The organism is Psychrobacter sp. FDAARGOS_221 (assembly GCF_002313155.2).
GTDB lineage: Bacteria > Pseudomonadota > Gammaproteobacteria > Pseudomonadales > Moraxellaceae > Psychrobacter.
Genome location: NZ_NWFK02000001.1, coordinates 2,185,370 through 2,204,713, shown reverse-complemented (window position 1 = coordinate 2,204,713; position 19,344 = coordinate 2,185,370). Strand labels below are relative to the sequence as shown.

The window sequence follows — 19,344 nt, the reverse complement described above, 5'->3', positions numbered from 1 at the left end:
TCACTCACTGCAGGCTGTTTGTGCACCACTTAATACATCATTAATAGACTGCTGATGACTGACAAAAACGGTTAACTGGCACTAACTCACGTTGAGTGTGTTTGACCTGCTTTGCGTTCATGTCGTTATCATAAGCCTATTTGGTCAATGCATGCAAAGATTAAGCAATGACCGCTTAGACATTTTGCCTGCATTGTTGGCTGTATTTAGATATCGCTAACCTTGTTTTTACTTTTTGTGCCACTTTTTGCACTGACATTTATATTGTATTTTATTGTTGATAAGGGACTATCATATGACCGACTATAGTAGCGGCTTGAGCAAAACCGACGCCAACCACCAGCCATTAACCCCCATCCAATTTATCGCCCGTGCCGCTTTTGTTTATCCCAACAAAACGTCGATCATCTATGACGACCTACAGCACACCCCTATCACCCATACTTGGTCACAAACCTATGCCCGCTGCCGTCAGCTGGCGCATGGCTTACGCAAGCTTGGCATTGAAAAAGATGACACCGTTGCCATTATGGCACCCAATACCCCAGCGATGGTCGAGTCGGCCTTTGGTATCCCCATGTCACAAGGTGTATTGTGTACCCTAAACACGCGTCTCGATATTAACGCCATCACCTTTTGCTTACAGCACTCAGAAGCCAAAGTATTAATTTTAGACAGTGAGTTTGCTCACCATGTTGAGCTAATTGAAGAAGCCTTCCCTCATCTAACCATTATTCACTCAACAGACACGGCTTTGTCCAATGTGCCTCGCTTTGGCAAAATGAGCTATGAAGAATTGATTGAGTTTGGTCAATTTGACGATGCACAACAGCAGCAAGACTTTGATCGTACCATTTATCCGGCTGATGAGTGGGATGCCATTTCGCTTAACTATACTTCCGGTACTACCGGCCGACCTAAAGGTGTGGTCTATCATCATCGTGGTGCGGCGTTGAATGCCATTTCTAACGTGACCCCTGCCGTCAAATCCGTACACCTAAACTTGGGAGATTTTGATCAGGCAGCTTGACGATAGAAATCCATCCAAACTTGTCTTGGCGATCTCATACCTAAACTCTGCTGAATCCTGACTTGATTGTAATCTAACTCGATATATTTTATGATACTGTTGATTGCTTCAAATCGAGTTTTGTAATTATGATGATATATCAGCTCATTCTTTAAAACGCCCCAGAAGCTCTCTATTGGCGCATTGTCATAACAGTTACCTTTCGCACTCATAGATCCTTTAAAACCGTATTTACTGATCATTTTGCGATAATCTTCGCTGCAATACTGGCTGCCTCTATCTGAATGTACAATAAGCCCTTGGCTAGGTCGTTTATCCTTGATTGCTTTATTTAAGGCTCTACAGACTAAATCTGCTTTCATGCGTTTATCGATAGCGTAGCCAACCAATTCTTTGGTATATAAGTCTTTGACGCCTGCTAAATAAAGCCAGCCCTCATCTGTCCAAATATAGGTTATATCACTGACCCAAGCACAATTAGGACGGTTAACGCCAAACTGTTGTTTAAGAAAATTAGGATAGACTCGCTTGTTATGGTCTGAGTCCGTTGTCACTTTAAAGCGTTTATGACGTCTACATTTGATGTCATGTTCTTCCTTGATACTACGCACCATGTACTTGCTAATCTCATGTCCATGCTCACTTAAATGTGCATGCAGACGCTGATAACCATATCGCTCTTTAGTCTCACTATGCGCAGCTTTTACAAGCAGCTCACAGCGGTTACGATGTATTTGCTGAGCACTGATATTACGCTTGGTCCAGTCATAGTAGCTTGATGGTTTAATATCAAGGGTTTTACACATGCTGGTAATGCTAAATTCATATTTGTGATGGTCAATAAAGGCGTACCTTACTGACCGTGTTTCGCAAAGTACGCCGTGGCCTTTTTTAGTATCTCTCGTTCTTCTTGTGCTATTTTTAGTTCACGCTTTAAACGCTTCATTTCTTCAAGGGCTGAAACAAGCTCTGGATCGTATTGCTTAGTACCCTTGAGCATGCCTTGATTGGCTTTTCGTTGCCAGTTAGCCAGTGTCTGCATTGGCAGCCCTAACCGCCTAGCTGTAGCACTAACATTGCCACCATTATTCTCTATTGCTTTAACTGCTTCTGCTTTAAATTCTTCACTGTATCTTTTAGCTTTCTTTGTCATGGTAAACTCCTATTTGTCTTCCTTAGTTTACCAAGTTTTTGTCTACGGTTTTTTCAGCATAGCTCAGTATCGTATGCCTGAAGTCGACAGCTGTGGTGTGGTTGCAGCATCTAATGAGAAATGGGGTGAAGTGCCGGTTGCCTTTATTGAAATTGCAGCAGGCGCAACCCTAACCCGTCAGCAAGTCATTGATCATTGCCGTCAGCATTTGGCGAAGTTTAAGGTACCCAAGCATATTATCTTTGCTGAATTACCGAAGACCAGCACCGGTAAGATCCAAAAGTTTGAACTGCGTCATGCAGCCCAGTCTATGGCAATTGAAGAGCCAAAGGTTAAGCATTAAGCCAATAGCAATAACTTAAACTTAAACTTAATCGTTAACTCAAACAAAAAAGCCAACCGATGCCGGTTGGCTTTTTTTGTACGCTGGCTAATTTTTTAAAATAAAACAATTAACCGCGTTAGATAAATATCCGCTTATTTGGCAGGCTGTACTTTATCCAATACCGCTTTAAAGCGATCTACCGCACCGTCAATGTCGGTTAGCTTATCTAAGCCGAACAGACCCAAACGGAATGTTTTAAAGCTATCAGGCTCGCCCACTTGCAATGGCACGCCAGCGGCAATCTGCATGCCCTGCTCAGCAAAGGCACTGCCTTTATGCATCGCATCATCATCGGTGTAGCACACGACCACGCCTGGTGCTTGATAACCCTCGGCAGCCACACTTTGGATGCCACAATCTTCTAACAAGTCACGGATGCGATTGCCCAGCTCCCACTGTGCCTCTTTTAATTCTCCAAAACCAATTTCTTTGGCTTCAAGCAGCACATCACGGAACATACGTAAGCCATCGGTTGGCATGGTCGCGTGATAAGCATGACCGCCATTCTCGTAGGCACGCATGATAGTCAACCACTGTTTTAGATCTAAGCTAAAGCTATCAGACTCTGTGGCTTCCACTTGTGCCACAGCCGCATCGCTTAACATGACCAGACCGGCGCAAGGGGTGCTGCTCCACCCTTTTTGCGGTGCAGAAACCAACACATCAATACCCAGCTGCTTCATATCTAACCAGATACAACCTGAAGCAATACAGTCAATCACCAATAAGCCGCCAACGCTATGTACCGCATCAGACAGCTGCTTGATGTAATCATCAGATAGGATCATACCTGACGCTGTCTCAACGTGTGGCGCGAATACTAAAGCTGGCTTTTGCTCTTTAATTGCCGCTACTGCTTCTTCAATAGCGATAGGCGCAAATGGCTTAGGCTGACCCTCTTCTGCTTCGCCGTCTACTTGATGCGCTTTTAGAGCACCAACGCTTTTTGCAATCTTGCCTTTTTCTAAAATCTGAGTCCAGCGGTAGCTAAACCAACCATTACGAATAACCAGACATTCTTTGTCTGTGGCCAGTTGACGGGCAATGGCTTCCATTGCATAGGTGCCTGAGCCAGGGACAATCGCCACTGCATCAGCAGCATAGACTTGCTTTAGATTGGCTGATAAGTCATTCATCACTTGCTGATAGACTTTTGACATATGGTTTAACGCACGGTCTGTATAAACCACTGAATATTCTAACAAACCTTCTGGATCGACATCTGAACGTAATGCTGGCATACCTACTCCTTAGTGTGTTTTATTCGGCTGACGACTTGGGCTGAGCATAAGCTATGAAAAAACTTAAATAACCGACATCATCAAGTTTTATGTTTACAACTCAAGTATTTATTGACACTTATATAAGCTCAAATAAGTATAGCCTTAACCGAGCATAGAATACAATGCTATCCAGCGACCATAAACAAACCACAACAAATAGCCATAAAAAAACAGCCACAAGCATGTGCTCGGGCTGTCTTCTACGCTGTCATGGTCTATTAACTAGCCATCTATTTTTTGCTGAATATAGTTTTCAATCCCTACGTCACGAATTAAGTCACGCTGAGTATCTAACCAGTCTAAATATTCTTCATTACCGTCTTTCAGACCAGTCAAAATCTTACGTGACACATAATCACGCTTTTGCTCACATAAGCTGATGGCATCAGCAATAACGTCATATTTTTGCTTTTCTAAACGGTCGTCACACTCAATCATTTCTTCGACATCTTCACCGATCAGTAGCTTGCCATAATCTTGTAGATTTGGCAGACCTTCTAACAGTAAGATACGCTCGATTAACTCATCGGCCCATTTCATTTCTTGAATGGACTGTTTATAGAATACTTCGTTTAGCTCTTGAATATCCCAGTTTTTGGCAATACGGGCATGCAAAAAATACTGGTTAATAGCAACTAAGGTTTGGCCCAGCACTTTATTTAGCGCACGAATGACTTCTTTATCACCCTGCATAATTTTCTCCTACTTAAATAGCGACCGCGTCAACAGCCCTATTGGTTTTATTAATATCTTACTGACTTTATAACGTTCTAAACACTTGTAACGTTATAAACACTTGATTAGGCGGTTTACGCTTTATTAAGCGTTATGGTCGTCAGTAATGTCACCAATTTGGCTTTGTAGGTAATTTGGTAGACCAACCATATCAATCAGACGCAGCTGCTGCTCAAGCCAATGCGCATGGTCAATCTCAGTATCTTCTAACTGTGCAACCAAGATATCACGGGTCACATAGTCACGCTCTTCTTCACACAGAGCAATGGCATCTTTTAGATGTTGCTGAACTTGATATTCAAGCTCCAAATCAAGCTGTAGCATTTCTGGGACGGTACTACCAACCTTGATAGGATCAACCGTCATATCTGGCTTGCCGCCAATCATTAATAGACGGCGAATAATTTGTTGCGCGTGCATGGTTTCGTCATGCATTTCATGATGAATACGGTCATATAATTTACCGTAGTTCCACTCACCGTACATTTCTGAATGAATAAAATACTGGTCGCGTGCGCCAAGCTCGCCGCCTAATAAGAAGTTTAAACAATCGATTACTTTTTGACTACCTTGCATGAAAGACACCTTGATTTATCGGGGTTTATCGGTTTAAAAATAAAATATGCCACTAATTTTTAGATTATTGGATTCATACTCCGTATGTATTGAATTTATAGTAACAAACTTAGCGGCTTTATATTGCTGTTTTTTGAACTGAGAATGAAGGGACAATTACGAATGAGAAACAGCCGCATTTACAGCAACAAAAAAGGACAGCGCCTGTAGCAGCAGAACTGTCCTTTTTAAAACTGTATTTCTTTAAAGCTGAATTGCAGTGCTTGGCTTTGACAAGACAAGGTTTGCCATAACTTTAATGACAACACTTTTATAACAACGAATAACGTATAACAACCGTCTAAAATAGCTGTCTATATGCCATCTAATCTATCACAGAGCAGAAAGGCTTATACTGTGAAAAGCTACTGCTGTTTTTGAAAACCGCTAATTAAAAGCAGCCAACTAAATGACACGTTAAGCGTGAATCGAATCAGATTTAAACGGCGTATGCCAACTCATCGACTGAGACAGCATTGGCTTGGTGCTCTTCTAGGTAATCATTGACCATAGGCTCGCAGCAGCCACAGCAAGTAGCCACATCTAGTGTTTGTTGTAACGCTCCCATGGAGTCAACACCTGAGGCGATGGCTGCCTTGATTTGACGATCTTTTACGTTATTGCAAATACATACGATCATGTGACTCTCCTTATTAACGTCGCCTTATGTTAGCTGTTTCACATATTAGCGCTATACATTAGGTTGCCTTGCTCTACACTCATGTATTTTAATCTACTCTAATTGAATAACTAATGAATACGTATGATAACGATAATAGTTCTTATTTACAATATGTTTTAGAGCCTAATTTACAAAAAGACAAATAGCAGCATCAATACAAAAACAGAGTCTTTATAAATCGCATCCATAAAAAAAGACCGAATATCATCGGTCTTTTTTTGATTAAGCCACAGACTTTAAGTTTAAGTCTTTAAGTCTTTAAGTCGCAGACTTGCTTATCATTAGATGTAGATATATTAGAGTGTAGAAATTAACACTCTAACTAACAAATTGTCTGCTTTTTGACTTACCTATTAGTGATTTACCTATTACTTGCCTGCTTTTAAATCAGCACGTACTTGATTCACTAAGTAATCAACCACTTCAGGCACTTTTTCTGGCGAAGCTTGTACTACGTAACGACCGTGTACAACTACTGAAGGTACACCAGTTAATTGATAGCGCTTAGCACCAGATTTTGAACGCGCTACTTTAGTGCTAACAGCAAATGAGTTGTATAGCTCATCAAATTTCTTCTGATCTAGACCTTGAGAGGCATACCATTTAGACAAAGACTTTTGATCGAACAGACGTTTGTTGTCTTTATGAATGGCATCAAACAATTTGTTGTGAGTCTGACCTTGGTAGCCCATTAACTGAGCAGCATAAAAACCACGTGCATTCACTTCCCAAGTTGGGTTAAGCGCTGCAGGTGACTCTAAGAAAATAACGTCATCTGCCTTGGTTTGTGACCACTTTTGCATGTATGGATTTAAGGCATAGCAATGAGGGCAGCCGTACCAGAAGAACTCACGTACGATAATTTTATCACCGCTAATGGTTTCTGGGTTATCCAATACTCTATAGTCTTTACCAGCCACAAAATCTGCCGCTGCTGCAGGCAAAGAGGCCAAACCAACGGCTGCTACTAATGAGGCTAAAGCAAAACCTCGTTGAGAATAAAACGTCATCGTAATTCCTTAAGAATATTTAGGATATGATTGGTATCACTTGAATGTTTTGACGGTGCTAATTGAGTACAAATCTACGAAATTATAATCGTATAAACAAAACTCAAAGCAATTGCACAATAATATATAAATGGTACAAGCAAAATGGCTGCGCTTATTTGTCTACTTAAGGCAGCTTAACCACCATTTATAACATATTAGCACTTATTGAAATACGGCTATGATAACGCATTTACTATTGATATGTGAACAGTCAGCCTTGCTAAAACCTTAACAAACGGTTAAATAAGCGTTATTGGGGTTGCACAATATCTCTCACAACCACATTGTTAGCAGGCAAACAGCAACATAGCCACTAAAGACAGCCATTAAATGCCGTTATTATCAGCCTTTAGCCGAGACTAAAACTATCAAATCTAAGGATTTCTAGCATTATCTATTAGGCTCGCAGACTATACAGTCTACCGATAAAGCGGGCATTATGCCAAACAAATCAGCCAAACACAGCACATAATCGCCAATGGCATGATAAGATATGGGTAACAAAATAATCAATGTAAAACCATAACGAGCATTTTTAGCAAATTCTAATCAAAAAAAACAACGAATAATAGATGACAGATAAATTAGGACAGCTCATGACCCAAACCCATACCAACGCCCCATCTAGTACTAATGATACAGACCCAAGCCTAAATAGCGCTCACAATCATAGCGCAGACGTACACACTGGCGACAATGTGAATGTCGATATGAATGAGGTCGGTAAGTTTACCCAACTGGCTTCTCAGTGGTGGGACAAGCAAGGTCCTTTTGCCACCTTGCATGAAATCAATCCACTACGTCTAAACTGGATCGAAGAAAACGTACATCGCTATACCGGCAGCGGCCTAACCGGAAAGACCGTGTTGGACGTTGGCTGTGGCGGTGGTATCTTAACCGAATCGATGGCGCGTCGTGGTGCTGATGCCACTGGCGTAGACCTAGGTGTCGAGAATCTACAAGCAGCAAGCCTGCATGCAGAGCAAAGTGGACTGACCGATACCTTGCGCTACAAGCATATTGCTATCGAACAACTTGCTGCTCAGCAGCCAGAAAGCTTCGATGTGGTAACCTGCATGGAAATGTTGGAGCACGTTCCTGATCCTAGCCAAATTGTTCAAGCCTGCTATGACTTACTTAAGCCAGGCGGCGTATGCGTGTTGTCCACTATCAACCGCAACCCTAAATCTTACTTATTCGCCATTATCGGCGCCGAATATGTGCTGCGTCTGTTAGACAAGGGCACTCATGATTATGCCAAATTCATCACCCCAGCTGAGCTAGATAAAATGGCTATTAATGCTGGGTTTAATCGCTACGACCTGATTGGCCTACACTACAACCCAATCACCAAGCGCTATTGGCTGGCACAAAATGTCGACGTTAACTATATGATGGCGGTCGTTAAACCGACAGAATAATCGTAGTGATAGGTTAATCGCTGATTTATTCATCATACAGTCTCAAATCATACAACTTAAGTGATAAAAGTATAAAACTATGTCTACACAATATGTCAAAGCCGTCTTATTTGATTTAGATGGTACATTAATCGATACTGCCGCTGATTTTATTCGTATTATCGGCCGCATGTCAGAGCAAAATAACTGGAAAACACCGCCCGAAGAGGCCATCCGCGAACAAGTGTCTGCCGGTGCCGCCGCTATGGTCAGTTTAATGCTCAAATATAATGACCAACCTTTAACTGATGAGCTGGTTCAGCAGTATCGAGCGCAGTTCTTAGCTGAATATGAAGCGGATATCTGTGTTGATAGCTGTGTATTCAAAGAATTAGAACCGCTATTAACCTATTATGAGAAAAAACAAATACCTTGGGGTATTGTCACCAACAAACCACGTGATTTATCAGTAAAACTACTCGACGAGCTCAACCTAGAAGAACGTTGTAGCGTACTAGTATGCCCAGACGATGTGAGCATCACTAAGCCCGATCCTGAGCCCTTATATCTGGCGTTAGAGAAGCTAGAGCTGCCACGCGGTATTGCCAATAGTGTGATCTATGTCGGTGACCACATTCGTGATATCCAAGCCGGTGCTGCTGCTGGTATGACCACTATCTTGGCGGGTTATGGTTATATCCCACCAGAAGATCAGCAAGACCTAGATACCTGGGGTGCCGACTATGTGGTTGAAACCCCTAAAAAATTGGTTAAGTTATTAAAATCAAAGCGTTTTGATTATCTGTAACTCAATAGCTTAGATTAAATCCAATGGCTTAAATTAGGTCAAATGATTTAAATGAAATAGAAAACCACTGACCAATCTCTATCGTTTTAAACATTCACACAACTTTGTATACAGTAGCCAAGCTTATGACTCAATCTGTGTTAACCCATGACGACATTCGTAATTTCTCACCAACGCCAGGATGCCTAGAAGGCAAAACCATCTTAGTAACTGGCGCCGGTGCCGGTATTGGCCGTGTCGCCGCTTTGACCTATGCCAAATATGGCGCAACGGTTCTATTATTGGGCAAGACCCAAAGCAAGCTAGAAGCTGTTTATGATGAAATTGAAGCTGCCGGTGGTAAGCAGCCTGCCATCATGCCAATGGACTTAGAAACTGCCAGTTACAGTGATATGCAGCAGCTTGCTAACTTAATTGAAACAGAAATCGGACAACTGCATGGCGTACTGCACAATGCCAGTGTCCTAGGGGCACTAACGCCACTTGAGATGTATGACGCCATTACCTTTGAGCAGGTAATGCGAGTCAATACCACCGCTACGTTTATGCTAACTCAAGTATTGATGCCGCTGGTTAAAGCCGTCGATAATGGTTCATTTGTGTTTACCAGCAGCTCAGTCGGCACTAAGCCAAGAGCCTTCTGGGGCGCATATGCATTGTCAAAACAAGCGGTCGAGGGTATGAGCGATATCTTTACTCAAGAGACTCAAAATACTACTAGTCTGCGCTTTAACTGCATTAACCCAGGCGCCACACGTACCAATATGCGTGCACATGCCTACCCTGGCGAAGATCCTATGTCGTTAAAAACACCAGAAGACATCATGCCAGCCTATGTGTGCTTGATGAGTGATGCTAGCATTGGTGTACGTGGTCAAGTTGTCGCTCTACAACCCAAATAATTGGGGAAAGAATACGTAGCGTAAAAAACGGTTAACCCAAAAGTTCGGTTAACGTAAAAATTAAACGATAGACAATAGGAGACTAAAAACAGGAGGTTATGATGGCTGGAGGATGGGCTCGTGATGGTGCTGAACATGAGCAAATGGATGCCACGGTTAACGACGCACTAGAAAGAGCAAGGCAAGCGCTGCCCAAAGGTGAAAGCTTGGAGTATTGTGATGAATGCGGGGAGCCTATCCCAGAAGCACGTCGACAAGCACTACCAGGTGTACAACACTGTGTGCGTTGTCAAACTGAACTCGAAGCTCAAACCAAGTCACAAGAATTGTTTAATAGACGCGGTAGTAAAGACAGCCAGCTGCGTTAGTGGCTGTCTTGATTGACTTAATAGCGCTACTCTACTGGCTAGGATTGCCCCTAGTGCTACACCTACCCACCCATCAGCGTGGTTACTAAAAAGTACAGGGTGGCTATATTTAACAGCAGCGCTGCTAGCGTAATATAGCCATCTTTCGTAATCAAACCAATCGCAAACAAAATAATCGAAGTCGCCGGCACCATCACCGCAAAAGGCACAGCCTCTAACGGTATCATCGACAGCGCCGCTAAGATACATACGGCTGCTACGCCCTTTTTTGCACCTTGCGATGACAGCTTCTGCAAGCGCGGTTTAGAAACCTTATCAATCTTTTTGGTGACTTTAGTGGCAATACTGACGCCTTTATCCAGCTTTTCTTTGTCAAATTCAATCTTATTAATAAAATTGGGCAACCACGGCTGATTTTTGCCCATGATCATTTGCACACTTAATAAAGCAATAATGACACCACAAACTGTGGGCACACCGGGTATGCCTCCGGTTGGCATCACCGCAATCAGCGCAGGCGCAAACAGTAGCGGTCCAAAACCTCGAGACTCAAGCGCTTCCATAATATCGCCGATACTGGATTTTCCTGAGTCATTATCTGGCTCAATGGCTTCTAGCACCTCAGTTAAATTGTGGGCCGAACCGCCTTGATCCTGTGAGTGTTGTGTCTTGTCGTCAGCTATTTTTGCTTGTCGCTTATCAGGCGTCATTATTTGCTCCGCTAGATGGGCTAAGTTGGCGCCACTGTCTTAAGTAACGTCAAACTGTATTGATTGACTGGACTGTATCAACTGGGCTTGCTTATGCGTCTTCCTCATCGGGTACGAACACATAGCCCACACCCCATACGGTTTGAATATAGCGGGCTTGTGAAGGATTGTCTTCAATCAGGCGGCGCAGACGTGACACTTGCACATCAATTGAGCGCTCCATCGCACCCCATTCACGACCACGCGCCAAGTTCATTAACTTGTCTCGAGTCAGTGGCTCACGCGGATGTTGTACCAATGCTTTCAGTACTGAGAACTCACCTGTGGTTAAGGTGACAAGGTTACCATCACGCTTCAAGGTGCGTGTTGATAAGTCAAGTGTCCATGGGCCAAACTGCACCACTTCAACCTGTTGTGATGGCGCGCCTGGTAATTCACGACTGTGACGGCGTAATACCGCTTTAATACGGGCTAACAGCTCTTTTGGGTTGAACGGTTTTGGCAGATAGTCATCAGCACCCGCTTCAAGACCGGCAATCCTATCACTGTCTGAGCCTTTCGCCGTTAGCATGATAATTGGGATATCACTGTTTTCTTCACGCAAGCGCTTACAGATGCTAATACCATCTTCGCCTGGCAACATTAAGTCTAATACCACTAAAGAGAACAGCTCACGCTGCATCAACTTGTCCATCTGGCTGCCATCATGCGCGGTGCGCACCACAAAGCCATCATCTTCCAGAAAGCGTTGTAACAATGAGCGTAGGCGTGCATCATCATCGACGACTAAGATACGATGGGTTAAAGTATCGGTATTATTGGTTTTATTGTCTGTCATCATTAGTTTCCTTTTATTACTTAATTATTATGTTTTTGGCTATATTGCTTTTGTTTAGTTTAACTTATATTTAATCTAACTTGTTTTTGTTTTGTCCAACTTTGCTCAGTGTATATATTTAAATAGTCATTGTTTATAGATAAGACAAGTAGTCATTGTTTTTTAAAATAGCCACTTATATAACAGCTACGATTATAGCCATCTTTATTATAGTTCTAACTCTACTATCACTCATTCTGTCACTGCTTATATTATATATAACTGCACGCCTTAATCTTTATCTAACTAAATCGTTATATAACAGGGCTTGGACTTCATATCATCAAGCGTTGTGTGACGGTGACTGACACGCTGTCGAGCGCTATAATCACATACAATTATATAGAAATGAATGCAATGGTTACTATTATCTAATAGTGTATAAGATTGTGAAGCAAATTACACACCTGTTAGATAGTAATGCTGTATGCGTTTGTTAATAAGACACCAGAATGTCACATAAACAAACATAAATATGCAAAAGCGTTTTTATTGTGTCAGCTTTTGCTATAATGCACCTCACACTTACTTAAACTCGATACGGATATGACCCAAACCGATACTAACACCACAAATAATCCTACCAGCCAAAATGCAAATAGCTTACCGGCTGAAGTCACTGCCAACATTCATAACAAGCTTGCAAAAGAGCTGGGTATTAAGCCTGCGCAAGTCAATGCGTTTGTTAAGCTTTACGACGAAGGTGCGACGGTGCCATTTATCGCCCGTTATCGTAAAGAAAAAACTCAAGGCTTAGACGACAGTCAACTGCGCGCGTTAGAAAAAGGCTTAAGCTATGAGCGTGATATGGCGTCACGCCGTGCCAAGATTTTGGAGCTATTGTCTAATCAAGGCAATCTAACTGAAGCGTTGCAAGCACGTATTGAACAAGCCAAATCAAAGCTTGAGCTAGAAGACATCTACCTGCCTTACCGCCCTCGCCGCCGTTCATTGGCTGCCAAAGCACGTGCCGCTGGTCTAGATAAAGTCGCTGAGCAAATCCTAACTCAAGACGTTGCGCCACTTGATGCACTACAAAGCTTCAGCCTGCCTGAACAAATCACAGATGATACTGGCGCTGAAATTGACGTCGATTTTTCTGATACAGACAAGCAGCTTGCTGGTGTTGAAGCCATCATTATTGATGACTGGACACAGCAACTTGAGCTATTAGATGAGCTGCGTAATGGTTTTGCCAAAACTGCGACCATCAACTCAAGCTTAGCCAATGAAGAAAAGCGTGAAGTGGGTGAGAAGTTTACAGATTACTTTGACCATAGCGAAAACTTAGCACGCCTACCTAACCATCGCCTATTGGCTATGTTACGCGGCCGTCAAGAAAACGTATTGGTACTTAAAGTTGATGGCGAAGACGCGCCATTTATTGAAAAAATTATTAGCAAATTAGAGCTGGACGCCAAGCAGCCAGATGCTCGCCGTGAGTTCTTAGTGGAAGCTGCTAACAGCTTGTGGAAAGACAAGTGGCGCCCACATTTAGAGCACCGCTTATTAACAGAAAAACGCTTGGCAGCAGAAGCCGATGCGATTGATGTATTTGCCAGCAACTTGCAGCACTTATTAATGGCTGCACCTGCCGGCCGTAAAGTAATATTAGGCGTTGATCCCGGCATTCGCCATGGTGTCAAAATGGCCGTTATCGATTCCCAAGGTCATGTGATTCATGATGCTGAAGGCAACCCGGCGACTGCCACGGTTTATCCTTTTGCACCGGATAACAAAATGGATGAAGCCAAAGCAACCATCGCTGAGCTATTAAAGACACATCAGGTAGAGTTAGTGGCTATCGGTAATGGCACTGCCAGCCGCGAAACCGATGCGATGATCAAAGAATTGATCGACGCCGACAAAGACATTACTGCCAAAGCGGTTGTGGTCAATGAATCAGGCGCCTCAGTCTACTCTGCCAGTGAACTGGCCAGTGATGAGCTAGCAGACTTAGATGTATCCATCCGTGGTGCCGTATCTATTGCTCGCCGTCTACAAGATCCATTATCTGAGCTGGTTAAAGTTGAACCTAAAGCGATTGGTGTTGGTCAATATCAGCATGACGTTAACCAAACTCAGCTGTCTGATAGCCTAGACAAAGTCACTCAAGACTGTGTAAACGCAGTTGGCGTTGACGTCAATACCGCAAGCCCTGCTATTTTGGCACACATTGCTGGTCTAAACCGCAACGTGGCACAGCAAATTGTAAATTACCGCAAAGAGCATGGCGCATTTACCAATCGTGAGCAGCTAAAAGATGTGCCTAGACTGGGCGTGAAAACGTTCGAGCAGGCCGCTGGTTTCTTACGTATCCGTGATGGCGAAGAGCCATTAGATGCAACCGGTGTGCATCCAGAAAGCTATGACTTAGTGAAGCAAATTCTACAGAAGTCAGGTAAAGACATCTCAGAAGTACTAGGTAATGATAGCGTTATCAATACCTTAGCAGTCGATGGCATTGAAGCTGCCAATGATGACAACATCAGTATTGCTGCTATCAAACAAGAGCTTGCTAAGCCTGCACATGACCCACGCCCTGAATTCAAAACTGCGCAATTTAGAGATGACGTTAATAGCGTTAGTGATCTAGAAGAAGGTATGCAGTTAGAAGGCGTGGTGACTAACGTGACTGGCTTTGGTTGCTTCGTTGACGTTGGTGTTCATCAAGATGGCTTGGTACATATCTCTGAGATGGCCAATGATTTTGTTGAAGATCCAATGAATCTGGTTAAGCCTGGTGATATTGTCAACGTGCGTGTGATTTCAATTGATGAAAAACGTGGCCGTATTGGCTTTAGTATGAAGTCTGAGCAAGAGGCAAGCAGCAAGCGTGCTGCCGCTCCAGCCGATAAAGCTGCTGATAAGCCTCAAGGCTCGCGCAAGAACACACGTTCAAAACCTAAAGCAGACGCTAAAAAAGGCGCTCGTCCGAATAGTGGCAAGCCAGCAGGTAAGTCTAATACTGCCAAGCCTAAAGCGGATGACAACAAAATCGGCTCACTTGGTGCACTACTAAAAGAAGCTGGACTTAAAAAAGCACGTTAATCTAAATGGTGCTTGTTTGATAACCAGTACATAGCGTTTAAGTATTAACAATGAATAAGGGGGCAACCAATGGGTCGCCCCCTTATTTTTTACTTTTGCAGCTTATCGCTTATATTTGTCAGTGCTTGCTCTTAATTACGTGGTTGGGTTTGACGTGGCTGCTGTGTTGCAGGTGCTGTTTTTGTTGCTGGCTGAATTTTAGCAGCTGGTACTTTCTGAGCAGGTACCTTTTGAGGAGGTACTTTCTGAACAGGCACTTCTTCTACAGACTGCTCAACACGATCTAAAACCTCTCTATTGGCTTCTTCACCTACCACAACTGCTCTATTTTGAGCATCTTGGATAGCAACTTTAGTGCCTGACTCAGTTTCAACACGTTCAACTTGATCACTAGGAGCAACGATAACTTCTTTTACATGATAAGAAGTTGGCTTAACCGTACGCTTCTCAGACACAGTGACGGGCTCAACATTACGCTCTTCTTCAATCTCTACTTCGGCATCTGGCGCTTTCATCTCGCTAACAATCGGTGTTGGGAATTTACCACCAAAGTGGTTGTCACACTGCTGCATGGTAATCCGAACTGGGTTGCCTTTGCTATCACGATATACGTTCACCGGCATATCTGGAGAAATCGGTATATATTTACCCACTAACTCACCTGAAACGCCATAACGACCGTTTGACTGACCCACACCTAAGTCACACGCGCCTGCACTATAGTCTTTAGTGGCAATGTTGTTACTTGCAGCAAAGCCGTCTGGAATAGTCACGTCTGATAACGCCATCTTTTTCACTGACGCTTCACCTCTTAATAATTTTGGCTTTTCATAAGTATATGGCTTATAAAATTTAGCTTCGCCAGATTTTACAGCGGTCACACATTCATCATAGCTGTCATAGCCAACGTTACCATGGCTGTCTGTAGTGACTGCTGCATTGGCTGAGTTTGCAAATAATGCCACACCTGATGCTAGTATCGACGCGGTTAATAGATTCAGTTTCATAAAATTTTCTCCTAAATAATTCAAAGATAAATTCGCAAATAAATTCAGAAATAAAAATGATAAAAACTTAAATAATTAGCTTAATCTAAATGATTTAATCTTAATTATGGCTATTAGGATAAACAATTGTGCGGCTTTCCGACGTTTAAGTACGCTAACAAAATGTATCTCTATGTATCTTATTAACAGTCTGAAACTTTTTTTAAACAGTTTTATTTATATTTGAGTTAGTATTTTCTGTTACATAAACTTTAAATAATAACTAAATAATATCTCTATCTATATTATGGATAATAAAAAAGCCCCGCTGAATATCAACGGGGCTTTTTGGTATTTTAGTTCTAGGGTCAGTGGTAGTCAGGCATTATTAAGCCGAAATTTGTTCAAATTTAAGACCAGCATGTTGTTGAAGTCGTTCAATAAGCGTCTCACCCATCGCAGATGCTGGGGTCCAAAATCCGCCACCAACCTCATCTTTACTAATATCTTGCAACAGACATAACGCACTTTGCGACAACATCTGACAGGTGCTACCGTAGCCCGGATCTTTATCGCCAGTCACTTTAGTCAATACCTGTGACTGTTTGTCTGATGCCAATGCGCCAAAGAAACGGATATCAAAATAACCGTTTTGCTGTTCAGATTCACTTGGGCCATCACCAGACTTCGGTAACACGCGCTCATTTAACAGATCGCGGCTGGGCTTGAACATCATGCCCGCAGCAAAACCTGCCATAGCCGCAGTCAGACCGTAGCTTAAGACACGGCCTTTAACACCTGCCGGCATCCACATTGCTTCATCATAGCGAAACTCACGACCATATTGATAGTCTTTAAGCTGATTACTGCGATGCACCACACGGGTGTTGATAGAAGCCATGATAAATGGGGCCAGCCAGCGGTTATTGCGCTCATCCCACTCCGGTTTTTTCAGCTCAATTTGACGTGCATTTGGACGTTGACTGTCATCATTTAATAGATACGGATTGGCCAATTGTTTACGGCGATGTTTATCTTTACCAATAGCTTCAAAAATAGTTGCCATAGACGCCACTGTGCCTCCTGACAAACCACCTTTGGCCGCCTTAACGCGCATTTTAATGTGCTCACAATATTCACCAAAATCTTTTTTGGCACAGTTTTGGGTAAATAACACACCCAAATCAGAGGGTATAGAGTCAAAGCCACAGGCATTCACAATACGGGCACCTGTCTGACGCGCTTTGTCTTGGTAAGCATCCATCATGTCTTTGATAAAAATGGCTTCACCGGTGAGATCGACATAATCAGTGCCATTATTGACACAGGCTTTAATTAACGGCTCACCATATTTCAGATAAGGCCCAACAGTTGAAATAATGACTTTGGTCTGTGCTGTCATCTGATCTAAGCTTGTGGCATCTTCACTGTCGGCAATAATAGTCTCAATATCAGGATTGCCAATGTCCTTTTTAACTTGATTTAATTTATCCTGATTACGCCCTGCTATCGCCCAGCGCACTGACTGTTGGTTATTGTCATTGACATCAGTCAAGAAGCGTTGCAAATAAGCGGCGACCAGTTGTCCAACAAAGCTAGTGGCACCATATAGAACGATATCGAACTGACGCTGCTGGCTCTGTTGTACAGGCGCCTCTGTTGATGTTATTGACGCTTGTGATTGCTGTTGTGCTTCCGTCATTGTGCTACTCCTTATTGTTATTCATTGTATTTTGGTTAATGATATTTTAGGACTTTGTTTAAAGCTTACTGACTGTCTAATTTTGTTCGTAGTGGGTTAGCAAGCTATGTTGATATAAAATCTATTTATTATTAATGGTGCTTCTTATTAACACTACTGCCTATTGTGGGCTAATTAATGGATGCTGTTGTTATTGTCGTGTCTGATTTTTATTAACATGACAGGCATAAACAAACACTTTAGCCTTAATTTCACGCTTTTTTCTTCATTGCATGCTATCACTATGCTACATTAAAACGTAAAATAGCTTGATGATTGAGTAAGGCGGAATGTGCTACACTTATCACACTTACTTTGTTTGATATCTATTATGGTTTACCGCCCGCTTTGTTGGCCACATTTTTATTAATAGCCACCACTGATTTCTAAATAAACAATAGCTAAGTAAACACTGTTTAGGAATGCAGATATTATCAGGCTGGCTGACACTATGTTGAGCAGATGTTATTTTGATAGATACCTTATTGTGGCATATCATAGTAGTGGTCAACCAATGCACGCAACAGACAACTAACCAGATTTTAGTTAAAATTACAGTTAAGATAACAAGGCAATATTATGAGTAATCCCTATTCTGACTTTAAAACCCAACTGCAAGGCTCCATGGTTGCCTTAGTCACCCCCATGCAGACTAATGGGGATGTTGATTATCCACGCCTAGCTGAGCTGATTGATTGGCACATCGAGCAAGGCACTGATTGCCTAGTCGCGGTTGGTACTACCGGTGAGTCTGCTACTTTATCAATGCAAGAGCACAGCGACGTTATCCACTATTTTGTGAAGCATGTTAATGGCCGTGTCCCAGTAATTGCAGGCACCGGAGCCAACAATACTCTAGAAGCCATTCACCTGACTTCAGAAGCCAAAGCAGCAGGTGCTGATTGCGCATTACTGGTTGCCCCTTACTACAACAAACCAACACAAGAAGGCTTATATCAGCATTATAAAGCCATTGCTGAAGCTGTAGATATGCCACAAATGCTTTATAATGTGCCTGGCCGAACTGTTGTCGATATTGCACAAGAAACGGTAGAGCGTCTGGCTGATTTTGACAATATTGTGGCCATCAAAGACGCAACCGGTTCAGTAGAACGTGGCAAAAAGCTGATCGAAGCTTTGGGTGATCGTGTTGTGGTACTGTCTGGTGACGACGCTACTGCGCTTGAATTAATGCATCATGGTGCAAAAGGTAATATCTCAGTAACTGCCAATATTATTCCAAAAACCATGAGCGAAATCTTTAACGCAGCGCTAAAAGGCGACTTTGAGCACGCTCAGAAGTTACATGATGATATCGCGCCATTACATAAGCTGATGTTTATTGAATCTAGCCCAATACCTGTTAAATATGCACTAAATAAAATGGGCAAAATTGATACAGGTATCCGCCTACCCTTGGTTTGGCTAAGCGAAAAATATCAACAACAAGTTGATGCAGGCTTACGTACCGCTGGCTTAATTGACTAAATCGATATAAGCCAGACGAGCATAAAAGCTAGCCCCATAAAACTAGCGGTTAACTCGCCTGTTAGCAACGACAAAGGA

18 protein-coding genes are annotated in these 19,344 nt (G+C 42.7%); 8 read left to right on the top strand and 10 right to left on the bottom strand.

The genetic code is table 11. From position 1 onward, the window contains the following. The first annotated feature begins 295 nt into the window (after positions 1 to 295). Positions 296 to 1,030 (top strand): AMP-binding protein, encoded by a 735-nt coding sequence (locus A6J60_RS09270; protein WP_227526105.1) that lies wholly within the window; start codon positions 296 to 298, stop codon positions 1,028 to 1,030. On the opposite strand, the gene A6J60_RS09265 is transcribed toward A6J60_RS09270, so the two are convergent. Continuing rightward, a protein-coding gene (locus A6J60_RS09265; RefSeq protein WP_096064200.1) for an IS3 family transposase occupies positions 1,018 to 2,183 on the bottom strand; the annotation gives its coding sequence in 2 pieces (ribosomal slippage) (positions 1,018 to 1,925 and positions 1,925 to 2,183; 1,167 coding nt in all). The two genes, A6J60_RS09270 and A6J60_RS09265, sit on opposite strands and share 13 nt — an antisense overlap. 73 nt (positions 2,184 to 2,256) lie before the next feature. Here A6J60_RS09265 and A6J60_RS09260 point away from each other — a divergent pair. Then, complete coding sequence (locus A6J60_RS09260; RefSeq protein ID WP_264755576.1) at positions 2,257 to 2,526, top strand: AMP-binding enzyme; 270 nt, start codon at positions 2,257 to 2,259, stop codon at positions 2,524 to 2,526. Between the two features lie 134 nt (positions 2,527 to 2,660). Here the strand turns inward: A6J60_RS09260 and A6J60_RS09255 are convergent, their stop codons facing one another. From A6J60_RS09255 to A6J60_RS09235, 5 genes are all read right to left on the bottom strand, one after another. Beyond that, on the bottom strand, positions 2,661 to 3,809 hold the full coding sequence (locus A6J60_RS09255) for an aminotransferase class V-fold PLP-dependent enzyme (protein ID WP_096065742.1): 1,149 nt from the start codon (positions 3,807 to 3,809) through the stop codon (positions 2,661 to 2,663). A gap of 264 nt (positions 3,810 to 4,073) precedes the next feature. After that, a complete protein-coding gene (gene bfr / locus A6J60_RS09250; protein ID WP_096065741.1) occupies positions 4,074 to 4,544 on the bottom strand; it encodes a bacterioferritin in 471 nt (156 codons plus the stop codon). Between the two features lie 126 nt (positions 4,545 to 4,670). Beyond that, a complete protein-coding gene (bfr, locus tag A6J60_RS09245; protein ID WP_096065740.1) occupies positions 4,671 to 5,162 on the bottom strand; it encodes a bacterioferritin in 492 nt (163 codons plus the stop codon). Between the two features lie 478 nt (positions 5,163 to 5,640). Next, entirely contained in the window at positions 5,641 to 5,841 is a 201-nt protein-coding gene (locus A6J60_RS09240) for a bacterioferritin-associated ferredoxin (RefSeq protein ID WP_096065739.1), read from the bottom strand. Between the two features lie 410 nt (positions 5,842 to 6,251). Beyond that, positions 6,252 to 6,893: a thiol:disulfide interchange protein DsbA/DsbL gene (locus A6J60_RS09235; protein WP_096065738.1), complete on the bottom strand. Its 642-nt coding sequence runs from the start codon at positions 6,891 to 6,893 to the stop codon at positions 6,252 to 6,254. 638 nt (positions 6,894 to 7,531) lie between these two features. Between A6J60_RS09235 and ubiG the strand changes: the two genes are divergently transcribed. From ubiG to A6J60_RS09215, 4 genes are all read left to right on the top strand, one after another. Further along, a complete protein-coding gene (gene ubiG, locus A6J60_RS09230; RefSeq protein WP_096065737.1) occupies positions 7,532 to 8,356 on the top strand; it encodes a bifunctional 2-polyprenyl-6-hydroxyphenol methylase/3-demethylubiquinol 3-O-methyltransferase UbiG in 825 nt (274 codons plus the stop codon). 79 nt (positions 8,357 to 8,435) lie between these two features. Further along, positions 8,436 to 9,143 (top strand): HAD family hydrolase, encoded by a 708-nt coding sequence (locus A6J60_RS09225; RefSeq protein ID WP_096065736.1) that lies wholly within the window; start codon positions 8,436 to 8,438, stop codon positions 9,141 to 9,143. A gap of 125 nt (positions 9,144 to 9,268) precedes the next feature. Then, complete coding sequence (locus A6J60_RS09220) at positions 9,269 to 10,045, top strand: YciK family oxidoreductase (protein WP_096065735.1); 777 nt, start codon at positions 9,269 to 9,271, stop codon at positions 10,043 to 10,045. A 101-nt stretch (positions 10,046 to 10,146) separates the two neighbouring features. Continuing rightward, complete coding sequence (locus tag A6J60_RS09215; protein WP_096065734.1) at positions 10,147 to 10,413, top strand: DksA/TraR family C4-type zinc finger protein; 267 nt, start codon at positions 10,147 to 10,149, stop codon at positions 10,411 to 10,413. Positions 10,414 to 10,475: 62 nt separating this feature from the next. On the opposite strand, the gene A6J60_RS09210 is transcribed toward A6J60_RS09215, so the two are convergent. Further along, positions 10,476 to 11,123: an exopolysaccharide biosynthesis protein gene (locus A6J60_RS09210; RefSeq protein ID WP_096065733.1), complete on the bottom strand. Its 648-nt coding sequence runs from the start codon at positions 11,121 to 11,123 to the stop codon at positions 10,476 to 10,478. 91 nt (positions 11,124 to 11,214) lie between these two features. Beyond that, complete coding sequence (ompR, locus tag A6J60_RS09205) at positions 11,215 to 11,964, bottom strand: two-component system response regulator OmpR (RefSeq protein WP_319830062.1); 750 nt, start codon at positions 11,962 to 11,964, stop codon at positions 11,215 to 11,217. 582 nt (positions 11,965 to 12,546) lie between these two features. Here ompR and A6J60_RS09200 point away from each other — a divergent pair. Further along, entirely contained in the window at positions 12,547 to 15,051 is a 2,505-nt protein-coding gene (locus A6J60_RS09200; protein WP_096065731.1) for a Tex family protein, read from the top strand. Positions 15,052 to 15,182: 131 nt separating this feature from the next. On the opposite strand, the gene A6J60_RS09195 is transcribed toward A6J60_RS09200, so the two are convergent. Next, positions 15,183 to 16,058, bottom strand: a complete 876-nt coding sequence (locus tag A6J60_RS09195) for a hypothetical protein (protein WP_193778048.1) — start codon at positions 16,056 to 16,058, stop codon at positions 15,183 to 15,185. Positions 16,059 to 16,425: 367 nt separating this feature from the next. After that, entirely contained in the window at positions 16,426 to 17,739 is a 1,314-nt protein-coding gene (locus A6J60_RS09190) for a saccharopine dehydrogenase family protein (protein ID WP_096065730.1), read from the bottom strand. A gap of 618 nt (positions 17,740 to 18,357) precedes the next feature. On the opposite strand from A6J60_RS09190, the gene dapA reads away from it, so the two are divergent. After that, positions 18,358 to 19,266, top strand: coding sequence for a 4-hydroxy-tetrahydrodipicolinate synthase (gene dapA, locus A6J60_RS09185; protein ID WP_096065729.1), 909 nt, complete (start codon positions 18,358 to 18,360; stop codon positions 19,264 to 19,266). The last annotated feature ends 78 nt before the right edge of the window (positions 19,267 to 19,344 follow it).

Excerpts from the sequence above, each read along its gene's own strand:
- A6J60_RS09270 (WP_227526105.1), top strand. The coding sequence starts at position 296 with ATGACCGACTATAGTAGCGGCTTGAGCAAAACCGACGCCAACCACCAG.
- A6J60_RS09260 (WP_264755576.1), top strand. The coding sequence starts at position 2,257 with ATGCCTGAAGTCGACAGCTGTGGTGTGGTTGCAGCATCTAATGAGAAA.
- A6J60_RS09255 (WP_096065742.1), bottom strand. The coding sequence starts at position 3,809 with ATGCCAGCATTACGTTCAGATGTCGATCCAGAAGGTTTGTTAGAATAT.
- bfr (WP_096065741.1), bottom strand. The coding sequence starts at position 4,544 with ATGCAGGGTGATAAAGAAGTCATTCGTGCGCTAAATAAAGTGCTGGGC.
- bfr (WP_096065740.1), bottom strand. The coding sequence starts at position 5,162 with ATGCAAGGTAGTCAAAAAGTAATCGATTGTTTAAACTTCTTATTAGGC.
- A6J60_RS09240 (WP_096065739.1), bottom strand. The coding sequence starts at position 5,841 with ATGATCGTATGTATTTGCAATAACGTAAAAGATCGTCAAATCAAGGCA.
- A6J60_RS09235 (WP_096065738.1), bottom strand. The coding sequence starts at position 6,893 with ATGACGTTTTATTCTCAACGAGGTTTTGCTTTAGCCTCATTAGTAGCA.
- ubiG (WP_096065737.1), top strand. The coding sequence starts at position 7,532 with ATGACCCAAACCCATACCAACGCCCCATCTAGTACTAATGATACAGAC.
- A6J60_RS09225 (WP_096065736.1), top strand. The coding sequence starts at position 8,436 with ATGTCTACACAATATGTCAAAGCCGTCTTATTTGATTTAGATGGTACA.
- A6J60_RS09220 (WP_096065735.1), top strand. The coding sequence starts at position 9,269 with ATGACTCAATCTGTGTTAACCCATGACGACATTCGTAATTTCTCACCA.
- A6J60_RS09215 (WP_096065734.1), top strand. The coding sequence starts at position 10,147 with ATGGCTGGAGGATGGGCTCGTGATGGTGCTGAACATGAGCAAATGGAT.
- A6J60_RS09210 (WP_096065733.1), bottom strand. The coding sequence starts at position 11,123 with ATGACGCCTGATAAGCGACAAGCAAAAATAGCTGACGACAAGACACAA.
- ompR (WP_319830062.1), bottom strand. The coding sequence starts at position 11,964 with ATGATGACAGACAATAAAACCAATAATACCGATACTTTAACCCATCGT.
- A6J60_RS09200 (WP_096065731.1), top strand. The coding sequence starts at position 12,547 with ATGACCCAAACCGATACTAACACCACAAATAATCCTACCAGCCAAAAT.
- A6J60_RS09195 (WP_193778048.1), bottom strand. The coding sequence starts at position 16,058 with ATGAAACTGAATCTATTAACCGCGTCGATACTAGCATCAGGTGTGGCA.
- A6J60_RS09190 (WP_096065730.1), bottom strand. The coding sequence starts at position 17,739 with ATGACGGAAGCACAACAGCAATCACAAGCGTCAATAACATCAACAGAG.
- dapA (WP_096065729.1), top strand. The coding sequence starts at position 18,358 with ATGAGTAATCCCTATTCTGACTTTAAAACCCAACTGCAAGGCTCCATG.